The following is an 18682-nucleotide window of genomic DNA, read 5'->3' on the forward strand; positions in this document are numbered from 1 at the left end:
AATGAATAGACTAATTTTTTTTACTAAAGCTCCAAATCTAACAAATAGTAAAACTAGATTAAAAAACTTCTTAACAGAAGAAGAACGCTTAGATTTGATGGTTAAACTTATAAAAGAAAATTATAAATTAGTAAAAGAAGCAAATATAGAGTCGGTTATCTATTATAACGGTGAAATGACAGATATTTCTTTTATTGATGGAGAAAAAGTTCCTCAAACCGGCGATGGTTTGGGAGAAAAAATGAGAAATTCTATCTTTAAAGAACTTGATAACTATGAAAGAGTTATACTAATAGGATCTGACTTAGAAAATTTAAATAAAACTCATATAAAAGAAGCTATAATAAAACTAGATGATTATGATATTATCCTAGCACCTAGTAAGGATGGGGGCTATGGGCTCGTTGCTATGAAAGAAAAAATAGATATTTTCTCTGATATAACTTATTCTACACCGAAAGTCTTAGAGGATACTATTGAAAAAATCAATAAACAAGAAAAAAGTTATTACCTCCTAGAGTCTATCCGTGATATAGATACTATCCATGATTTAGTAATTGCAGAGTTTGATAATGACAAGATAATTGAACTGGGAAGTGGAGAATATAACTTAAATTATAGGTTAGAAAATAAGGTTATAAGGATAAATTTGGCTTCACAAATTGGCTTAGGTGACCAGCAGTTAAAGTATGAATATGATGCCTTAAAAACTTTAGAAAATTCTGAAGTAACTCCAAAGCCTTACGATTATTATGAAAAAGGTAAGTATCTTCCAAAAAGTTTTATGACTATGGAATATGTTGAAGGTAGCCCCTTAGACTATAAAAAAGATATGGATATTGCAGCTAGATTGCTAAGTTCTGTCCATAATTTGAAAACTGACTTTAATAATTTTATTTGGGCTGATAAACCTTTCCTAGCTATGTATGAAGAATTTGAAGCTATGTTTAGCCATTATCAAAGCTATGAAAATAAAAATCCAAAAGTAGAAACGAAAATAATTAACTTTTTAGATATAGCTAAAAAATCAGGCCTAGACGCTGATATAAAAAATCCATGTATTATAAATACTGAGCTAAATAATAGAAACTTTATTATAGGAGAAAAGTCAGTAATAATAGACTGGGAAAAACCTGTAATAGGAGAATGTGAACAAGACCTAGCCCATTTTTTGGTACCAACAACTACAAATTGGAAAACTAATGTCATCCTTAATGAAGATCAAATGCTAGACTTCTTAAAAATATACGAAAAATACCGCCAGGTCGACTATGATAAATTTTATAAGTATTTAATGTTTAACTCTCTTAGGGGTATATCTTGGTGTTCTATGGCCAAGGTTGAGTATGAAAAGGGAAGATTTTTAAGTAATGATGATACCCTAGCAAAGATAAATAGGTTTTTAAGTTTAGAATTTTTAAATATGCTAGAAAAATTTTATAGGATATGATATGTATAAAGAAAAATTGGAAGAACTTTCAAAAAAGGAATATAACTGCTCTCAAACTGTTTTTGCATATTTTGCTGATGATTTAGGTATGGATGAAGAATTAGCAATGAAAACTGCTACCGCCTTTGAAAGGGGCATGTTTAAGTCAGAAACTTGTGGGTCGCTAACAGGAGCGTATATGGCCCTAGGTTTAAAATATGGATCAAATGATTTTGAAAGAAAATTAAAATTGGAAGAAATGGTCCATAAACTTGATGATGAGTTTGAAGGAAGAAATAAAAGTAATAAATGTATAAAGCTTCTAGGTGTTAATGTAAATACTGAAGAGGGTATGAAAGAAGCTTTAGAAAAAGATTTATTAAGCGATGTGTGTGGTAGATGTATAAGTTCATCTATAGAAATAACTGAAAAAATAATGGAGGAGTACGATGCAAATGAAAAATAAACTCCTAGCTAGTTTACTATGCTTAGGACTTTTAACAGGTTGTAGCAATAATGCCAATGAGCAAGTGGCAGAAGAAAACGCCCCAGTAGAAAGTAGCCAAGAAGAAGTAGAAGTAAAAAAAGAAAATAAAGAAGTAGCTGAAACAAGTGATGTTATAAGCGAAGTAAACTTTGATGAAATAGCTAAAAAAGCTGAGGGTACATCTGTAAATTTATATGGTTGGGGTGGAGATGATAAACGTAACCAATGGTTAGATGATGTTATTATCCCGCAAATGAAAGAAGACTATGATATAGACGTAAACCGTGTTGGAATGGATATAGATGAGATTCTTAACCTAATGCTTGCTGAAAAAGACTCTGAAGATGGCGATGTAGATGTGGTTTGGATAAATGGGGAAAATTTTGAAAATGCTAAAAATAATGGCTTACTATATGGTCCTATCACACAAATTCTCCCAAACTTCAATGCCTATGTAGACCAGGAAGATGAAGCAATAAAATATGACTTTGGTGAGCCAGTTGAAAATATGGAAGCGCCATATGGGGGAGCTCAATTCGTATTTTTATATGATAGTTCAAAAATTGATAACCCACCTAAAAATGCTGATCAACTACTAGAACTTGCCAAGGCAAATCCTGGTAAAATAACTTACGCATCCCTACCAGACTTTACAGGCTCAGCATTTATTAGAAATATTATTTCTGATATCCAAGGTTATGAAGACTTTATGGATAAGGATTTAAGCAAAGAAGAACTTAGAGAAATGTTAAAACCAACTATAGATTATCTAAATGAATTAAAACCATACCTATGGAATGAAGGCCAGTCTTACCCTGCAGATAACCCAACTTTAACAAATATGTTTGCAGATGGAGAGCTAATCATGGCTATGAGCTATAATCCAAATGCCGCATCAACTGGAGTTGCTGATGGTCAATTTAATGAAAATGTTAGAACAGCAGTATTTGATAAAGGAACAATTGCGAATACTCACTTTTTAGCTATTAGCAAAGGATCTTCAAATAAAGATGCAGCTATGGTTCTTATAAACTTAATTTTATCACCAGAAGCACAAATATCAAAAGCAGACCCAGAAACCTTGGGTGATTTACCAATCATTGACTATGATAAATTAACTGATGAGCAAAAGAAAATGTATGATGAGATTCCATCTGGCGAATACACCCTATCTACAAAAGAGTTAGAAGAACACAGAATACCAGAAATGCCAGCAAATCTTGTACCACTTATTGAAGAAATATGGGAAGAAGAAGTACTAAACTAGATAACTTACTCAGCTATTTAGGATTGGTGTTAATTATAATACTAATCCTAATTGGCTTTAGTAAGTCACTATTAATCAGTTTTGGACTTTTTAAAGAAGTAGGGCTTGAGAGTTTTACCTTTGACTTTTATAAAGAAGTGCTAGTAGATAAGACTTTTATATCAAGCCTTATTTTTTCTTTAAAAATATCTATTATATCAAGTATTTTAGCGATTATTTTAGGAATTTTTCTATCATATGGGATATTTACCAGTAAAATCTATGACCTGTATTTAAAGCTACCAGTAATCTTACCCCATATAATTATAGCGATTTTACTTTTAAACCTATTTTCTCAAACTGGGGTTATAGCTAGGATATTTTACAAGTTAAATATTATCGAAGAATCAAATGATTTTATCCAAATATTTTATAGTAAAAATGTTCTAGGGATTATTTTAACATATGCTATAAAAGGTGGGGCCTATGCCGCTATGGTATTTTTAGAAATTTATAGAAGTATTAGTCCCAACCAACTAGCTGCTGCTAAAAACTTGGGAGCAAGTGATTTGCAAGAATATTTTTATATAATATTTCCCTTTATAAAAAAAGAGTCTTTAGAAATATTTTTGATTTTATTTAATTTTGCTATAAGCTCTTACGAAGTTCCAGCCTTGATTGGTCCAACTAGTCCTAGGACCCTAGCTTTAAAGTCCTATATTGAATTTACTAAAAATAATTTTTCCTATAAACCCAAGGCTTTGGTTATAAATGTATTTTTAAGTCTTATAGGATTAGTTTCTTTTATAATTCTTATAATAAGTGAGGTAGGTAAAAATGAAAAAAATTTCTAAATTCATCTTATACCTCTATATAGGGTTTTTGATATTTGCTGCTATAGATTTATTTATGACTAGTTTTAGGCAAAATTATCCTTGGCCAATTTTATTTTCTGCAAATTATTCTATGCGTTCTTATAAGTATTTGCTTAAGGATAAAAAATTTATAAAAGGCATTTTAAATTCACTTTTGATAGGTTCTATATCAAGTTCATTTTCAACAATACTTGCTCTACCCCTAGCAAAAAAAATATTTTATAAGACTAAGGGTTACCGTATAATGAGCTTTGCGGTATTTTTACCCTTTCTTATTGGGGCTACTAGTATAGGTCTGGGTTTGCAATTATTTTTCAAAAAAATAGGTATTAGCGGGTCACGTTTGCTAATTATATTTGCTCAAAGCCTTTATATCATTCCCTATGCGGTAAGAATTATAAAACCGGGTTTTGGATTTTTAGGAGATAATTTGATATATGCATCTAAAATGCTTGGTGCAGGGAATAGGGAAGTGAGAAAAGAAATAATTTTTCCAATCCTTGCTCCCTTTATAAAAACAGCTCTCATTATGGGTTTTATTCTATCAATTAGCGAATATTATCTGACCCTAGTTTTAGGATCAGGACTTGTAGAAACCTTTATGACAGTAGCTTTTCCTTTTTTTGTAGCAAGAGATAGGGCATTATCATCTGCTATTAGCCTAGTATTTTTACTAATAAATGTTATTTTTATACTTTTAATAGAGCTTATATTTAGAGTGATTTTCAGGAGAAAAAAATGGATACTATAAGAGCGGAAAATATAAGTAAGGCATACAAAAATAAAATAATATTAGATGCTATAAATCTTGATATAAAATCTGGCCAAGTCCTTGCTATTGTAGGCAATAGTGGATCTGGTAAGAGTACGCTACTTAAAATTTTATCAGGAATAATAAATGATTTTAAAGGAAACATATATCTAAATAATAGCGATATCACAAAAACTCCTATGAAGGATCGAAAGTTTATACTTATGTTTCAAGATGATGAATTATTTCCCCACATGAATATATTTGATAATGTTGGCTTTGGGCTTAAAATGGAGAGTAAGGATAAGTCTTTTATAGAAAAAGAAGTGGATAAATATTTAAGCTTAGTGGGCCTTATAGACCATAAAGACAAATATCCTGCCCAATTATCTGGAGGAGAAAAACAAAGAATTGCCCTAGCTCGTAGCCTAATTGTAAGACCGAAAATGCTTTTATTAGATGAGCCCTTTACAGCCCTTGATCCAACTTTAAGGGAAAATCTTAGGCGAGAAACTTTTAAAATTATAAAAGAGCAAAATATTCCAACTATATTTGTAAGCCATGATATAAATGAGGCAGTAGAAGTAGCTGATAAACTTGCAATTCTTTCAAAGGGGAAATTTGTAGCCTATGATAGCCCTAGAAATATTTTTGATAATCCAGGCAATTTATCCACCGCTAGATTTATATTTAAAGATAATATAATAGGAAAAAAACTTATCAAAAAAGCTGATATAGGAATTGTCCCTGGAGATGATTATCAAATAATTGAGAAAACTTATAAGGGTGATTATTTTACTTATAGGGTAGCCGGAGAATATAATTTACTTATAGATAACCCCAGAGAATTTTTTATAAATGATAGGGTAGGGATAAAGATAAATCGTGTTATAGAACTGGAGGAGAAATGAAAAAAGTAATAATAGACACAGATTGTACCATAGATGTAAAGGGATGTGACTTAGATGATGCCTTTGCAATTTTATTTTTGCTGGCTCATCCTGAGATAGATGTTAGACTCATTACCACAACCTTTGGCAACAATAATGAAGATATCACCTATAAAGCTACTAAAAAAATGCTAGATGATTTAAAAATAGATATTCCCCTAGTAAAAGGTGGTTTATATTCTCACCAGGCAGGAGAGGCAATAAAAAAAGAAGTTGAAACAAATGATGATATAATTATTCTCTCATTAGGATCAACTACAAACACTCAAAAAGCCTTAGCCTTGGGTATGGATCCTAAAAAGGTAAAATCATTTGTAGCTATGGGTGGTATAACAAAAGAACTTCAGTTTAATAAAAAAGTTATGGATGAGCTAAACTTAAGCATTGATTACCTATCAACTATTTATGCTTTAGAAAGATTAGATAATATTCATATAATAACTGGAAATAATTGCATGAAGCATAAGTATGAACTTCCAGCAAAACCAGAATATAAAAGTGAATTTATGAATTACTTAAAATCATCTTTAGAAAGACTTACCAATGAATTTATGGATGAGTTTGGAGAAAGAAAACTGGTAGTATGGGATGCCCTAGCAGCCTTATACATTACCAATCCAGAATATTTTATACATGTGGATAAGAATATTGTCCTAGATGAGCATTTGTTAGGGGGATATTTAGTAGATGGGACAGATAAAAAAGTAAATCTGCCAGAAATAAAAGATAATATAAATGCTATGGAATATATAGTTCAAGTAATTGAACATAGTAATTAAAAAAAGGCGGGGTATAGGAACCTCGTCTTTTATATTTTTTTATAAAGCTCAGCTATTATTTCTATATCATAACCATTCCTATACATTTTCTGTAAGATCTTCATAAAAAATCCTGCTCTTAAAGGGTGTTTTTTTAATCTTCTAGATGAAGTATAGATTGGATAATCAATTTGTTTTAGTTTATAGCCAGCTTTTTTTATATCCATTGATAATTGATAGTCTTCCATAAGGGGGATGTCTTTATAACCGCCTATTTTTTCAAATATTTCTCTTTTGATAAATATTCCCTGGTCACCAAAGGCTATATGTTTTCTTTTTACCCTTAGATTTGAAAAAAATTCTATAAAATCTAAGCTAGGATTAGTTGGTTCAAATTTTAAGCTGAAGCAGCCAGCATCAAGATTAGAATTTTCTATTAAATTTACACAATCAGAGCCTATAAGACTGTCACAATGTAAGAAAAATAAATAATCTCCCTTGGCATATTTTGCTGCCGCATTCATTTGCCTAGACCTAAATTTTGTTTCTTGTATCTTTGGATAAGAAATTAGTTCATAGGTCCCATCGGGACTAAAACCATCTGAGAATATTACTTCATAATTACCTTTTATACTTGCTAAAACATTTTCAATTTTTTCTATATTTTCTCTTTCGTTATAGGTCGGAATTATTATTGTTACCATGTTTTTTATCATATATCTTTTTTGCTACTAGAGTTAAAACTGTAAAGGCTACTAGAATAAGTATAGAAGTTATAAACTCCTTACTACCAACATCTGTTATATTTGTCCCTACATTTAAATAAACAAGGGTTCCCGGAATAACGGAGATTATTGTAGTTAGCAAAAATGGCACAAACTTTATCTCAGTTAAACCAGCAAGATAATTTTCAAAAATATAGGGAACAGCAGGCACTAATCTAAATATAATAAAGGTGGTTATAAGTTTTTTTTGATCTTTAGTATAAATTAAATTTAAATACTGGTCTGGTAGTTTATCTTTTAGGATATTATAAACCTTATCTTTTGCATATTTATTTGATATAAGATACATCAAAGTTGTATTTGTTGCTACACCTATTGTGGTATATATCAAACCATTTAAAAAACCAAATAATGTCCCGCCAACTATTACTATACTAAGAGTAGGGAAGAGGAAGACTGGTAGTATGGTAAAGGCAATTATATAGATTATAGGTGCTAAGGCACCATAAGATTCTATCTTTGCTTGCAAGATATCTATATTAATAGTTTTATTTACCCAAACTATTAAAGCTATCACTAGGATAGCTTTAATAACATTATAAATTCGTTTTGTGTTTTTCATTGTATCTTTTTCTTAAGAAAGCTACGACTACGGCAAGGATAGATATGATTATTACAAACATAAATATTCCTCGTGCTCCACCATCAAGTTCTCCACCTGTGTAGGAATACACAATAGTTGCTGGTAATTGTCCAAGACCTGTAGCTAGGAAAAATCCCCAGAAACCCATTGATGTAAGTCCTGCAGCATAGCTTACAATATCAAAAGATATAAAAGGTAAAAGTCTTGCTAAAAGTATGGTGTGTTTACCATATCTTGCAAAGAAATCTTCGATATTTTCTAAAGCCCCTTTACTAGAGAGTTTAATAACTGCATCACGGCCCAGTGATCTTGCTATAAAAAAGCATAGAGCTGCTCCAACCATAGCTGAAGACCATGAAAGGATAGCTCCTTTTACCCAACCAAAGATAGCAGCATTAGATAGCGTAATTAAAACTGCAGGAATTGGTGCAATTACAGATTGTAAAATCATTAGTAAAAATGAAACTACAGCTGCTTTAGCACCAAAGCCACGGATATATTCTATAACACCACTTAAGCCACCAGTACTAATAGCTTTGACAGCATTATTAATTCCATTTCTAAATGGAGGAATTATAAGGTAAGCTAGCAATAAAACGAGCAGGGGCACCAATACGGCAAGTTTGGAAGATTTTTCTAATCTTTCTTCCTCTGGGTTTGTCTTATCTGTGTGTCTCTGTGCCATATTTATCTACCTTAGTTTTCTGATAAATCGTATCCGTCGTATTCTTTTGTTCCATCAAGAGAGTTGATTACTTCGTGACCTTCATTTGCTAGCATATCAGCTACTTTAAAGGATCTATTTCCTGAGTAGCAGTGAGTTAGGAATGGTTTATCTGTTGGTAGTGTTTTAATTAATTCTTCTGCATCATCCACTGGAACATTTATAGCTCCTGGTAGGTGACCTTCATTGTAATCTTTTTCATCTCTTACATCAACTATTGTGTAATCACCTGTGCTTGCTAGTTCGATAAATTCTGGTCCTGATACAGAAGTTACTTTTGTTTTTGTTGTGTAATCATAATCTCCATATCCACCAGCTGAAGCTACATCTGTAAAGCCATTATCTACTAATTTTTGGTAAGCTTCATCAGCTTCTGCTTCGCTATCACCATAAACTACTACAGTTTTATCTTTGTAATCATCTAATTCGCCAATTCTTTGATCAATTTCATCTAATGGAAGGGTAATGGCGTGTTTTATGTGTCCTTCGTTGTAGTCTTCTACTTTTCGTGTATCGATTACTAGATATTTTTCTTTTTCATCATTATCTTCTTGGATAGTGTCTAGTTCTTCACCTGTAATTCTTTTTACTTCTGCTTGTTCAGTATCTTCAGTAGTATCAGCTGTTTCATCTACATCTGTTGATTCTTCTGGTGTTGTATCTTCTTCAGTAATTTCTGTTTCTGTAGTATCAACTGTTTCTGCAGTCTCTGTTTCAGCTGGTTCAGATGTATTAGCAGCATCATTGCCACAACCTGTAAGGGCAAAAGTTCCGATTAACATAAGTGTAAGTAATTTGTTAGTTTTTTTCATATTTTTCTCCTATTTTTAAAATTCTAATTTAGTATTAAATTTATCAGTAAAGTCTCCTAATTATAAAATTTAGCTTTTAATGCATTTTTAAAATAATTCGTTTTTACCTCTTCATCAATGCCCAAAAATACTGAAGCAAAGTGGTGGACTTTATTGTATTTTGAAAAGCGCATCGAACAAGTAGCGCAGTAAGTATAAATTTCTTGATTCTTTATAGAAGCAGTCATACCATCTGCTATTTCATTTTCCTTTTTGCTTGCAAGTCCTCCAGCTCCACAACAGTTGGTGGATGTAAATTTATCCTTCCAGTTAGGGGCATGTCTTTTTATAACTTCAAAAATTTCATGATTATACCTATCTGAGCATGGGAAAAATACATCGCAAGTCGTATCTATATCCTTGATATAGTCATATTCTTCTAGCCATTTAAAAATAGAAATGACTTCTGCATCATATTTTTTTGCCATATGGTGGTAGCAGTTAGGGCATGCTGTTACAATTCTATCTATGCCTAGATTTTTAATTTGATCTTCTAAGGCCTTACTTGGTTCTTCTTTAAAACCAGTACTTGCTACAGGATTTTTGCAGCAGTCTATAGAAAAGGTAAAACCATGGTTTTCGAATAAATCGATTAAAGCTTTGGAAGTTTCTGGATAAAAGGCTGGAAAATTGCATCCAAGAAATAAAAGATCCTTTGATGATCCAGTTTTTTTAGGTAAGTTCCTAAAAGGGTAGGACTCCTTGTTTAATTTAACTAGCTTGTACTTAGGATTATTTTTTCTAAAGGTAAGTGATATATATTTGCCATTTAAGTTTTTAGGACAAACATCACTACATTTATTGCATAAAAAGCATGAATAAGCTAAATCTTCTCTTTTAGTATAGTCTAATAAATTTATATTATACTTACTTAAAAATGGACAATTATCAGTACATAAACCGCACTTGATACAATTGTCCTCTACAACTTTTAGGTAATCCATATAAGTTCCTATCATTATGTTTTATAAATTTTAAGTGTGTACTAAAGCCTACGGCTTATCTTAAAATTTTGTTTATAGCTTAAAAATATAGTCAAACTCATAGTGTACTTATTGCATGAGCAATTATGAAAATGTTGTCATATATTTGTCTATATATTAACACAAAATACACATTTGTCAATATCTGTAAGGCAAAATAAAAACAACTATAGTATAATATAACAAATATCTATGATATAATTAGTCCGAATAAATGGAGGATACAATGTCTATAAAATATGTAAATAATTTTGGCAAGGTAACTATAGATGATTCTGTGCTAAGCAATATTGTTGCTGCAACAGTTATGGAGTCATATGGCGTAGTGGGTCTTGCATCTCAAACAACAAAAGATGATATCTATCAACTCTTAAAACTTGAAAATATGAGTAAAGGTGTTGAAATACATAGGAAAGATGATGGTACGATTGCTATAAATATTTCTATCTTTGTCCTTTATGGAGTAAGAATTGCAGTTGTAGCCCAAAATATTATTGATAATGTAAAGTATACTGTAGAAAAATCTCTAAATGTTAGAGTTTCAGCAGTGAATGTTTTAGTACAAGGAATTGGTGAGTAGGTAATTATGAGAGAAATTGATGCTAAAAAGCTCCATCAGATGATTATCGGGGCTTATGAATTGTTAGATGAAAATAGGGAAATGGTTAATGCCCTGAATGTTTTTCCAGTGCCAGATGGGGATACAGGGACAAATATGACCATGACTATGAAATCTGGAGTAGATAAGGTAAATCAATTAAATAGCGAATCTTGCGATGAGATAGCCAAGGCCTTATCCCAAGGCACATTAATGGGTGCTCGTGGTAACTCTGGAGTTATCTTATCCCAACTTGTAAGGGGTTTATCAAAAGCTATAAAAGGCAAAAGTGTAATTGAAACTTCTGATATCAAAGAAATATTTCAAATAGCAAATCAAACTGCTTATAAGGCAGTTATGAAACCTACAGAAGGGACAATACTTACAGTTAGCCAAAAAATGACCGATAAGGCAAATGAGGCTTATACAGATGATATTAAGCTAGATCAATATCTATTTGATATCATTAGTGAAGGGCAAATTGCTCTTGATAATACACCAAACCAACTACCAGTTTTAAAAGAAGCAGGAGTTGTGGATTCAGGTGGCCAAGGCCTAATAACCTTACTAAAGGGAGCTTTCTCAGCCTTAAATAGTGATATCGATATAAAGGATATTGAGAGCAAAAATATTGAAGTTAAAAAAGATTTACCATATGAACTAACTTTTGAACTAGCTACTACAAAAGAATCTTACCAAACAATCCTAGCTAACCTAGAAACTATGGCAGATGATATAGAAGAGTCTTTTTCTGATGGAGTACTAAAGGCGAGCCTAAGAACAGATAATGTTTATGGTTTACTGCAAATGCTAACTGTTGATGGAGAAATCTTAAGGGCAGAACTAGTAAACCTAAAACCAAATATAGAAAAAGTTTCTTCAAACAAAACTAGCCAAGCTAAAAAATATGGATTTATAGCAGTAAGTCGTGGGGAAGGCTATGATGCTATTTTAGAATCAATGAATGTAGATGAAATTATCTCAGGTGGTCAAACTATGAACCCATCTACTGAAGACATATTCAATTCCCTAGATAGGGTAAATGCTGAAAATATAATTATTTTCCCAAATAATAAAAATATTATAATGAGTGCCAAACAAGCTTGTGAAATTACAGAAAAAAATGCAGTGGTTATAGAAACTAGATCCATTCCTGAAACATTTGCTGCTATGCTAGAATTTGATGAAGATAGCGATATAGAAGAAAATTTAGAAAATATGAATGAAGCTATTAAAGACTTACACGTAGCAGAGGTTTCTATATCAATTAGAGATACATCCATAAACGGCATAGAGATTGCCAGAGATGATTATCTAGGTATCTTAGATGGAAATATCGTAACTTCTAATGAAAAAATTGTAGATACTGTTATAAATACCATAAATCATGCCCTAGAAAATGATAGCGACTTATCTTTAGTAACTTTATACTACGGAGAAGAAGTAGATAAAAAAGATGCTAAGGACTTAGTTAAAAAAATTAGCAAAAAGCATAAAGATATAGATGTTGAGTTAGTTTACGGCGGCCAACCAGTTTATTATTACACAATTACATTAGAATAATGGACCTACTAGACCTAAAAGGTATAGGGCAAAAGAAAAAAAAACTTTTAAGAAAATTAAATATATACACAGTTTCTGACCTATATAACTACTATCCAACAAGCTTTGAAGATAGGAGAAATAAAGCAACTGTTTTAAAGGCTAGATCAAATATAAAATATTATTTTGAATGGAAGATTACCTCAAGGTCTAAGCAAATTAGAACAAAAAAGGGAATCATCACCTATATCTATGCCCTAGAGGAAGAAAGTAATCAAAAAATTAAAATAATTTGGTTTAATGACAGATTTTCCCATCAAAAACTAAATATCTATGAAACCTATAAATTTTATACCAAAATAAGTATTGAAAATGGTATTTACCAAGCTGTAAATCCTATGTTTTGTAAGATGGATGAAGATGAAATAGGTAATATCATTGCCATATATCCTCTTACAAGTGGTATAAATCAAAAGCAGCTTTCAAAATTTATAGGTGAAAGCCTTAAATACTTTGATAAAGATGAAGAAATATTTGATGAAAATATACTAGATGAAATTGGCTTTAGGTCAAAGTATCAAAACTTAGAAGAAATTCATTTTCCAACAGATATAGAAAGTCTAATGACCGCCAAGTCTCAAATAAAAGTAACCGACTTTGTAAAAGAACTAATCTATATAGACTTTATAAATAAAAAACTTCAAAGTGATCAAAATCTAAATCTATCATATGATTTAGATAAGATATTAGCAAAACTAGATTTTAAGCTAACTAGGTCGCAGTTAATATCATTAAAAGAAATCCTAGCAGATGCCAATAAGGATACCCTTATGAATAGGCTCCTAATAGGTGATGTAGGATCAGGAAAAACTATTGTCGCAATAATAGCTATGATAGTTTTTGCTCTAAATGGCCACCAAGCAGCTATGATGGTACCTACAGAAGTTTTGGCTAACCAGCAATATGAAAAAAACTTAGCCTTAATTGAAAGTTTTGGATTAAACTTATCCCTACTAACTGGGTCTATAAAAAATAAAGCGGATATAAAACAAAAACTTATAGCAGGTGAGATTGATATTCTAATAGGAACCCATGCTATAATTCAAGAAGATGTGGAATTTAAAGACTTGCGATTTGTAGTAAATGATGAGCAGCACCGTTTTGGTGTAGGTCAAAGGCAGGCTTTAGGCCAAAAGGGAGAAAAAGTAAATTATCTGACAATGACTGCAACTCCTATTCCAAGGACTATTAGTTTAAGACTTTCAAAAATATTAGATTTATCAATGATAAATGAATTGCCAAAGGGTAGAAAACCTATTACTACTAAGCTAGTAACAGAAATTATGGAATATGCTCTATTTACTGAAATTAACCACAACCTAGAAGCAGGTAGGCAAGTTTATGTAGTATCAAATAATATTGATGCTGATGATAAAAATAGTGTAGAAAATTTATATAAGAGATATAAAAAACAATTTGAAAATAGAACTGTAAAAAAACTTCATGGCGATATGAAAGCTGCTGATAAGGATAAGACCTTAAAAGACTTTGCTGATGGAAAAATAGATATATTAATATCCACAACTGTAATAGAAGTTGGTATAGATGTAGCCAATGCTAATACTATGGTAATTTATAATGCAAATTTCTTTGGCCTATCATCCCTTCATCAACTAAGGGGTAGAGTGGGCCGTGGATCTTATGATTCTTATTGCTATCTGGTTAGCAAAAATACTGATAACAATTCAAAGCTAAATATTTTAGTAAATAATGAAAACGGATTTGAAATTGCTAAAAAAGACTTTGATTTAAGGGGTGGGGGAAAGATCTTATCATCTATCCAGCATGGTAGAAATATAAGTCAAGTAGAATTTTTAAATATGGCTAATAGTGAGATAGAAGAAAGTTTTGAAATATTTGAATACTTAAAGGCAAATGACTTTAATGGAGTTAATTTTTCCTATATAGAGAAGTTTTTTGAAATGGATAAGAGGATAATTTTAAATTGATGAGAGTAGTAGCAGGTAAGTATAAGGGCTTTAACCTTATAGCACCTAAAGGAAAAAATACTAGACCAACGGATAATAAAATCAAAGAAGCTATATTTGATATGCTTTATCCTATGAAAACTAATGGCAATGCCCTAGACCTGTTTGCAGGTAGTGGACAAATGGGTATAGAATTTTTATCCAGGGGAGTAGAAAAAGTTTATTTTAACGAGCCAGATAGATCAAGTTTTAGTGCTTTAAAACAAAATTTAGAAAAAACAAAGGCTGATAATTATGATTTATCTAAGCTTGATTATAAATTGGTTTTGGAAAATTATAAAAATAAGGGTATAAAGTTTGACTATATTTTCCTAGATCCGCCTTACTATGAGGATTTTGTTGAAAAAGCCATCGATTTAATTATAAATTATGAATTGTTAAGTGAGGATGGTATAGTAATAACAGAATCAGATAAAGATATTGAAATTTCTGATACATATGATTTATATCTAATAAAAGAAAAAACCTATGGAAGGAAAATAGTTAAGATTTATACAAAATGAAAGTAATTTATCCTGGTACCTTTGATCCGCCAACCTATGGCCATCTTGATATTATACAAAGATTAAGCGTGATGTTTGATGAAGTTGTAGTTGCACTTTTAATAAATGGAAATAAAAATCCGATTTTTACCCTCGATGAGAGGATAGAGATGATAAAATCAGATGTAGATGAACATAAGTTAGAAAATGTAACTATAAAAACTTTTGATGGCCTAATGGCAAACTTTGCAAGAGAAGAAGATTCTAGAGTAATTGCAAGGGGTCTTAGGGGAATGGCTGATTATGAATATGAGAAAAACATTGCTAGAGTAAATGAAGCTTTATACGAAGGACTAGAAACTGTATATTTACTAAGTAATCCTGATTATTCATTTATAAGCTCAAGCATGGTAAAAGAAGTAGCAAGCTTTAAGGGGGATATATCCACCTTTGTAAGCGATGATGTTGAACGTAAATTAAAAAATAAATTTAATTACTAGGAGGGGAGTATATGGCAAGCACATTAACAGAATTAATAAATGAAATGGAAGATGTCATGGATGAAGCAAGTGCTGTTCCATTTTCAAGGAAAGTATCGGTAGATCCAGACGAAATTTATGAGATTTTAAATGAAATGAAAGATTCTATGCCTCAAGAAATCAAACAAGCAGAATGGACTTATCAAGAAAAAGATAGAATCATAAATGAAGCGAATAGTGAGGCTGAACAAAGATTAGCTCAAGCTGATAAAGAAATTCAAAACTTTAAAGAACAAGCTAAAGCTCAATATCAAAAAATGATTTCAGAGCATGAAATCACCCTACAAGCTAGAACAGAAGCTGATAGAATTTTACAAGAAGCAGCAACTGAAGCTAATAAAATCAGACAACAATCATATGAGTATATAGATAAACTATTCTCATCATCATCTGAAAACTTCAGTACACTAGCCCAACAATTAGAAAAAAATAGAAGATCTATCCTAGAATCAAGATAGATTTATAAAAGACGCCATTAGTTAGCTAATAGCGTCTTATTTTTTTATTTAAATCCTGGTTAAGCTCTTGGCCTTGGCCCAAACTATACATATTTGATGCATCCAGCATTTTGGATAAAATGAACTGGTCACTAGCTGGTAATTTATCCATATCCTTTTTTGTAAGGACAGGCTTAGATTTTGAATTTCTAAAAATGTACTGAGATTTTTTATTAAAGGCTAAGACCTTATAAAAGTCTAAATCATAGTCATTAAAATCAGCTTTATTATCTAAAAGATAATTTAGAATTAATCTTTTAATCCTAGAGCTAGTATATCTTTTTGTAGTAGATTCTTTTAGAAAGTCCTTTAAATTATCATTCTTTAAGGCAGTTTTAAAAAGATAATTATCAAGGCCTTGCTCATAGGCTAAGATATCTGCCATGGGCTTTTGGTTAATTAATAGTAAATATTTAAATAAATCAAATTCGTATTCCATATTAGGAATTCCATAAAATTTCTTGCTAGACTCAATAGCTTCATAAGAAAAATCAGGTACATGACACCTATAATCATTCAGAATATTTTCTCTAATAGCAGTAGAAGACGAAATTTTTGTAGATTTTAGGTCAATATCTTTATTAGTAGATGAGATTCTTTTTATAGGAATAGGGCTCATTTTAGAATTAATTTTTCTTATAGCTCTAATATATTCAAGAGCCAAGACATTATTTGAACTTATAAATTTGTCACTACCTAAAATTTTTACAGTTGCATCATAGCGGGCCTTGGTAAAAGAAGATGAGTCTAGGTTTTCCTTAGTAAGTTTATCAAGTTCATCAGCTTTATCTATAAGAGTATCTACGCTATTTAAAAATTCATCTGGATTTATATTTTCTATCCCAAAACATAAATAATCAACACCTAATTTCTCTAAAATTTTTATAGAGCCTAAGGCAAAATACTCTGCAGATTGGAGAGTTATAAAGGCAGGCATTTCTATAACCATATCAAAACCTGACTTCATAGCGCTATCAGATCTTTTATACTTATCAATTATAGCTGGCTCGCCTCTTTGAACATAGTCACCGCTCATTATAGTAAGAGCAATGTCCGCCATGGTCTTTCTTCTAGCTTCTTCTAATAAGTATTTATGACCGTTATGAAAGGGGTTAAATTCTGAAATTATTGCTAAAGTTTTCATAAAATCTTTATACCCTAATTGGATTTTATTTCAGTTATTGCTATAAATTTTATATATATTTTAAATAATATTGCAAAACGGTTTCCAATAAAATACACGATATGGTATAATAATGTAAAGAAAATTTACATAGGAGGAATTATGATTTCTGCAAACGACTTAAGAAAAGGTGTTACTTTTGTATACGATAATGATGTTTACCAAGTGGTGGATTTCCAACACGTTAAACCTGGTAAGGGTGCAGCATTTGTTCGTGCAAAAATAAGATCAGTTATGGGTGGGGGTACCAAAGATGTAACTTTTAACCCAAATGAAAAATTTGAAAACGCTGTTATTACTACACGTGAAATGCAATATTTATACAATGACGGTACTCTTTACTACTTCATGGACCCTGAATCATTTGAACAGATTGGTATAGAATACGAGGCTGTTGAAGAAGCTATCCAATATGTAAAAGAAAATGACTCTGTACAAATTAAATTTTATGAAGGAAACCCATTTAGTGTAGAAGCACCAAACTTTGTAGAACTTAAAGTTACAGAAACAGAGCCTGCTATCAAAGGTGATACAGCAACAAATGTAACAAAACCAGCAACAGTAGAAACAGGTGCTATCATAAACGTACCAGTATTCGTAAACGAAGGGGACGTTATAAAAATAGATACAAGAACTGGAGATTATCTATCCAGAGTTTAAGGAGCAACAATGGCTAATAATTTTAGAAATGGTCAAGTAAAAATAGCAAATGAAATCCTAGACCAACTTGCAGTAAGGGCAAGCGAAGAAGTTTATGGAGTTTCTGCCCCAAAAGCTAATGATAATAAGTTAAATCTTTCCCAAAACGGACCAAAAAGCACAATAAGTCAAGTGGATGGTAAACTACTAGTAGATCTTACAGTAAACCTTGATAAAAATGTCAATGTCAAAAAAACTGTAAAAGCTATCCAAGAAAATGTAATAAGAGTAATTGAGTCTATGACTGGCCTTAGTGTAACTCGTGTAAATGTAAACGTAGCAAAACTAGTAATCTAATGAAGCGTATTGAACAAAGAGAATGGGTTTTTAAACTCATATACGAAGATAGTATAAATAAAATATCAGATGTAGACAAGGTTTTAGAAAACCATGATATAGCAGATGAAGATTTTATAAGAGATTCAATAAATTCTTATAATGAAAACTATGAAGCCATAGAAAAAACTTTAGAACAGGCTCTAAACAAGAGATATAGCCGCCTATCTAGGGTTGAAAAAGCAATTTTATTTTTAAGTCTCAATGAAATGACTTATATGGATATACCCGTATCAGTTTCTATAAATGAAGCTGTAGAACTAGCAAAAACTTACGCTGATAATAATGATTACCAAATGATAAATTCGGTATTAGGAAAAATTGTAAGATCGTAAT

General features: G+C 31.2%; 22 protein-coding genes. 16 read left to right on the forward strand and 6 right to left on the reverse strand.

Features of this window, described 5'->3' with window-relative positions:
• Position 1: 1 nt before the first annotated feature.
• From AB9Q04_RS06985 to AB9Q04_RS07015, 7 genes are read left to right on the forward strand one after another with little or no spacing between them, the layout of a single operon-like run.
• Complete coding sequence (locus AB9Q04_RS06985) at positions 2-1450, forward strand: TIGR04282 family arsenosugar biosynthesis glycosyltransferase (protein WP_410024621.1); 1449 nt, start codon at positions 2-4, stop codon at positions 1448-1450.
• Between the two features lies 1 nt (position 1451).
• Complete coding sequence (locus tag AB9Q04_RS06990; RefSeq protein WP_410024622.1) at positions 1452-1895, forward strand: C-GCAxxG-C-C family protein; 444 nt, start codon at positions 1452-1454, stop codon at positions 1893-1895.
• Positions 1885-3183 carry an ABC transporter substrate-binding protein gene (locus tag AB9Q04_RS06995; RefSeq protein WP_410024624.1) on the forward strand — a complete coding sequence of 433 codons (1299 nt, stop codon included), beginning with the start codon at positions 1885-1887 and terminating at the stop codon, positions 3181-3183. The genes AB9Q04_RS06990 and AB9Q04_RS06995 overlap by 11 nt, the downstream gene beginning before the upstream one ends.
• A gap of 26 nt (positions 3184-3209) precedes the next feature.
• Positions 3210-4016: an ABC transporter permease subunit gene (locus tag AB9Q04_RS07000; RefSeq protein WP_410024625.1), complete on the forward strand. Its 807-nt coding sequence runs from the start codon at positions 3210-3212 to the stop codon at positions 4014-4016.
• Positions 4000-4788: an ABC transporter permease gene (locus AB9Q04_RS07005; protein ID WP_410024626.1), complete on the forward strand. Its 789-nt coding sequence runs from the start codon at positions 4000-4002 to the stop codon at positions 4786-4788. The genes AB9Q04_RS07000 and AB9Q04_RS07005 overlap by 17 nt, the downstream gene beginning before the upstream one ends.
• Positions 4776-5699: an ABC transporter ATP-binding protein gene (locus AB9Q04_RS07010; protein WP_410024628.1), complete on the forward strand. Its 924-nt coding sequence runs from the start codon at positions 4776-4778 to the stop codon at positions 5697-5699. The genes AB9Q04_RS07005 and AB9Q04_RS07010 overlap by 13 nt, the downstream gene beginning before the upstream one ends.
• A complete protein-coding gene (locus tag AB9Q04_RS07015) occupies positions 5696-6517 on the forward strand; it encodes a nucleoside hydrolase (protein ID WP_410024629.1) in 822 nt (273 codons plus the stop codon). Before AB9Q04_RS07010 ends, AB9Q04_RS07015 begins: the two co-directional genes overlap by 4 nt.
• A gap of 29 nt (positions 6518-6546) precedes the next feature.
• On the opposite strand, the gene AB9Q04_RS07020 is transcribed toward AB9Q04_RS07015, so the two are convergent.
• The 5 genes from AB9Q04_RS07020 to AB9Q04_RS07040 are packed head-to-tail and all read right to left on the reverse strand — an operon-like array spanning position 6547 to position 10383.
• The gene (locus AB9Q04_RS07020) at positions 6547-7200 is read right to left on the reverse strand and encodes a TIGR04283 family arsenosugar biosynthesis glycosyltransferase (protein ID WP_410024630.1); all 654 of its coding nucleotides are present in this window, start codon (positions 7198-7200) and stop codon (positions 6547-6549) included.
• A complete protein-coding gene (locus AB9Q04_RS07025; RefSeq protein WP_410024631.1) occupies positions 7172-7843 on the reverse strand; it encodes a TVP38/TMEM64 family protein in 672 nt (223 codons plus the stop codon). The genes AB9Q04_RS07020 and AB9Q04_RS07025 overlap by 29 nt, the downstream gene beginning before the upstream one ends.
• Entirely contained in the window at positions 7818-8549 is a 732-nt protein-coding gene (locus AB9Q04_RS07030) for a TVP38/TMEM64 family protein (protein ID WP_410024632.1), read from the reverse strand. Before AB9Q04_RS07030 ends, AB9Q04_RS07025 begins: the two co-directional genes overlap by 26 nt.
• A gap of 11 nt (positions 8550-8560) precedes the next feature.
• Positions 8561-9400, reverse strand: coding sequence for a rhodanese-like domain-containing protein (locus AB9Q04_RS07035; RefSeq protein ID WP_410024633.1), 840 nt, complete (start codon positions 9398-9400; stop codon positions 8561-8563).
• Between the two features lie 56 nt (positions 9401-9456).
• On the reverse strand, positions 9457-10383 hold the full coding sequence (locus AB9Q04_RS07040; RefSeq protein WP_410024634.1) for a heterodisulfide reductase-related iron-sulfur binding cluster: 927 nt from the start codon (positions 10381-10383) through the stop codon (positions 9457-9459).
• Between the two features lie 265 nt (positions 10384-10648).
• Here AB9Q04_RS07040 and AB9Q04_RS07045 point away from each other — a divergent pair, with 265 nt between their 5' ends.
• From AB9Q04_RS07045 to AB9Q04_RS07070, 6 genes are read left to right on the forward strand one after another with little or no spacing between them, the layout of a single operon-like run.
• Entirely contained in the window at positions 10649-11002 is a 354-nt protein-coding gene (locus tag AB9Q04_RS07045; RefSeq protein WP_410024635.1) for an Asp23/Gls24 family envelope stress response protein, read from the forward strand.
• Between the two features lie 6 nt (positions 11003-11008).
• The gene (locus tag AB9Q04_RS07050; protein WP_410024636.1) at positions 11009-12583 is read left to right on the forward strand and encodes a DAK2 domain-containing protein; all 1575 of its coding nucleotides are present in this window, start codon (positions 11009-11011) and stop codon (positions 12581-12583) included.
• Positions 12583-14571, forward strand: a complete 1989-nt coding sequence (locus AB9Q04_RS07055) for an ATP-dependent DNA helicase RecG (protein ID WP_410024637.1) — start codon at positions 12583-12585, stop codon at positions 14569-14571. Before AB9Q04_RS07050 ends, AB9Q04_RS07055 begins: the two co-directional genes overlap by 1 nt.
• Positions 14571-15113, forward strand: a complete 543-nt coding sequence (gene rsmD / locus AB9Q04_RS07060) for a 16S rRNA (guanine(966)-N(2))-methyltransferase RsmD (RefSeq protein ID WP_410024638.1) — start codon at positions 14571-14573, stop codon at positions 15111-15113. The genes AB9Q04_RS07055 and rsmD overlap by 1 nt, the downstream gene beginning before the upstream one ends.
• Positions 15110-15592, forward strand: a complete 483-nt coding sequence (gene coaD, locus AB9Q04_RS07065) for a pantetheine-phosphate adenylyltransferase (RefSeq protein ID WP_410024639.1) — start codon at positions 15110-15112, stop codon at positions 15590-15592. Before rsmD ends, coaD begins: the two co-directional genes overlap by 4 nt.
• Positions 15593-15603: 11 nt before the next feature.
• Entirely contained in the window at positions 15604-16089 is a 486-nt protein-coding gene (locus tag AB9Q04_RS07070; RefSeq protein WP_410024641.1) for an ATP synthase subunit B family protein, read from the forward strand.
• A gap of 25 nt (positions 16090-16114) precedes the next feature.
• Here AB9Q04_RS07070 and AB9Q04_RS07075 read toward each other — a convergent pair whose 3' ends face one another.
• Positions 16115-17272, reverse strand: a complete 1158-nt coding sequence (locus tag AB9Q04_RS07075) for a tRNA(Met) cytidine acetate ligase (RefSeq protein ID WP_410024642.1) — start codon at positions 17270-17272, stop codon at positions 16115-16117.
• 141 nt (positions 17273-17413) lie between these two features.
• Between AB9Q04_RS07075 and efp the strand changes: the two genes are divergently transcribed.
• The 3 genes from efp to nusB are packed head-to-tail and all read left to right on the forward strand — an operon-like array spanning position 17414 to position 18681.
• Positions 17414-17971 carry an elongation factor P gene (gene efp, locus AB9Q04_RS07080; protein ID WP_410024643.1) on the forward strand — a complete coding sequence of 186 codons (558 nt, stop codon included), beginning with the start codon at positions 17414-17416 and terminating at the stop codon, positions 17969-17971.
• Between the two features lie 9 nt (positions 17972-17980).
• Positions 17981-18307, forward strand: a complete 327-nt coding sequence (locus tag AB9Q04_RS07085; protein ID WP_410024644.1) for an Asp23/Gls24 family envelope stress response protein — start codon at positions 17981-17983, stop codon at positions 18305-18307.
• On the forward strand, positions 18307-18681 hold the full coding sequence (nusB, locus tag AB9Q04_RS07090) for a transcription antitermination factor NusB (RefSeq protein ID WP_410024645.1): 375 nt from the start codon (positions 18307-18309) through the stop codon (positions 18679-18681). Before AB9Q04_RS07085 ends, nusB begins: the two co-directional genes overlap by 1 nt.
• Position 18682 lies beyond the last annotated feature (1 nt).

The organism is Anaerococcus groningensis (genome assembly GCF_046365465.1).
Classification (GTDB): domain Bacteria; phylum Bacillota; class Clostridia; order Tissierellales; family Peptoniphilaceae; genus Anaerococcus; species Anaerococcus groningensis.

Coding starts and splice junctions, on each gene's coding strand:
- efp (WP_410024643.1), top strand. CDS start 17,414: ATGATTTCTGCAAACGACTTAAGAAAAGGTGTTACTTTTGTATACGAT.
- AB9Q04_RS07045 (WP_410024635.1), top strand. CDS start 10,649: ATGTCTATAAAATATGTAAATAATTTTGGCAAGGTAACTATAGATGAT.
- AB9Q04_RS07085 (WP_410024644.1), top strand. CDS start 17,981: ATGGCTAATAATTTTAGAAATGGTCAAGTAAAAATAGCAAATGAAATC.
- nusB (WP_410024645.1), top strand. CDS start 18,307: ATGAAGCGTATTGAACAAAGAGAATGGGTTTTTAAACTCATATACGAA.
- AB9Q04_RS07005 (WP_410024626.1), top strand. CDS start 4,000: ATGAAAAAAATTTCTAAATTCATCTTATACCTCTATATAGGGTTTTTG.
- AB9Q04_RS07020 (WP_410024630.1), bottom strand. CDS start 7,200: ATGGTAACAATAATAATTCCGACCTATAACGAAAGAGAAAATATAGAA.
- coaD (WP_410024639.1), top strand. CDS start 15,110: ATGAAAGTAATTTATCCTGGTACCTTTGATCCGCCAACCTATGGCCAT.
- AB9Q04_RS07030 (WP_410024632.1), bottom strand. CDS start 8,549: ATGGCACAGAGACACACAGATAAGACAAACCCAGAGGAAGAAAGATTA.
- AB9Q04_RS06985 (WP_410024621.1), top strand. CDS start 2: ATGAATAGACTAATTTTTTTTACTAAAGCTCCAAATCTAACAAATAGT.
- AB9Q04_RS06990 (WP_410024622.1), top strand. CDS start 1,452: ATGTATAAAGAAAAATTGGAAGAACTTTCAAAAAAGGAATATAACTGC.
- AB9Q04_RS07010 (WP_410024628.1), top strand. CDS start 4,776: ATGGATACTATAAGAGCGGAAAATATAAGTAAGGCATACAAAAATAAA.
- AB9Q04_RS07015 (WP_410024629.1), top strand. CDS start 5,696: ATGAAAAAAGTAATAATAGACACAGATTGTACCATAGATGTAAAGGGA.
- AB9Q04_RS07075 (WP_410024642.1), bottom strand. CDS start 17,272: ATGAAAACTTTAGCAATAATTTCAGAATTTAACCCCTTTCATAACGGT.
- AB9Q04_RS07025 (WP_410024631.1), bottom strand. CDS start 7,843: ATGAAAAACACAAAACGAATTTATAATGTTATTAAAGCTATCCTAGTG.
- AB9Q04_RS07070 (WP_410024641.1), top strand. CDS start 15,604: ATGGCAAGCACATTAACAGAATTAATAAATGAAATGGAAGATGTCATG.
- rsmD (WP_410024638.1), top strand. CDS start 14,571: ATGAGAGTAGTAGCAGGTAAGTATAAGGGCTTTAACCTTATAGCACCT.
- AB9Q04_RS06995 (WP_410024624.1), top strand. CDS start 1,885: ATGAAAAATAAACTCCTAGCTAGTTTACTATGCTTAGGACTTTTAACA.
- AB9Q04_RS07040 (WP_410024634.1), bottom strand. CDS start 10,383: ATGGATTACCTAAAAGTTGTAGAGGACAATTGTATCAAGTGCGGTTTA.
- AB9Q04_RS07055 (WP_410024637.1), top strand. CDS start 12,583: ATGGACCTACTAGACCTAAAAGGTATAGGGCAAAAGAAAAAAAAACTT.
- AB9Q04_RS07050 (WP_410024636.1), top strand. CDS start 11,009: ATGAGAGAAATTGATGCTAAAAAGCTCCATCAGATGATTATCGGGGCT.
- AB9Q04_RS07035 (WP_410024633.1), bottom strand. CDS start 9,400: ATGAAAAAAACTAACAAATTACTTACACTTATGTTAATCGGAACTTTT.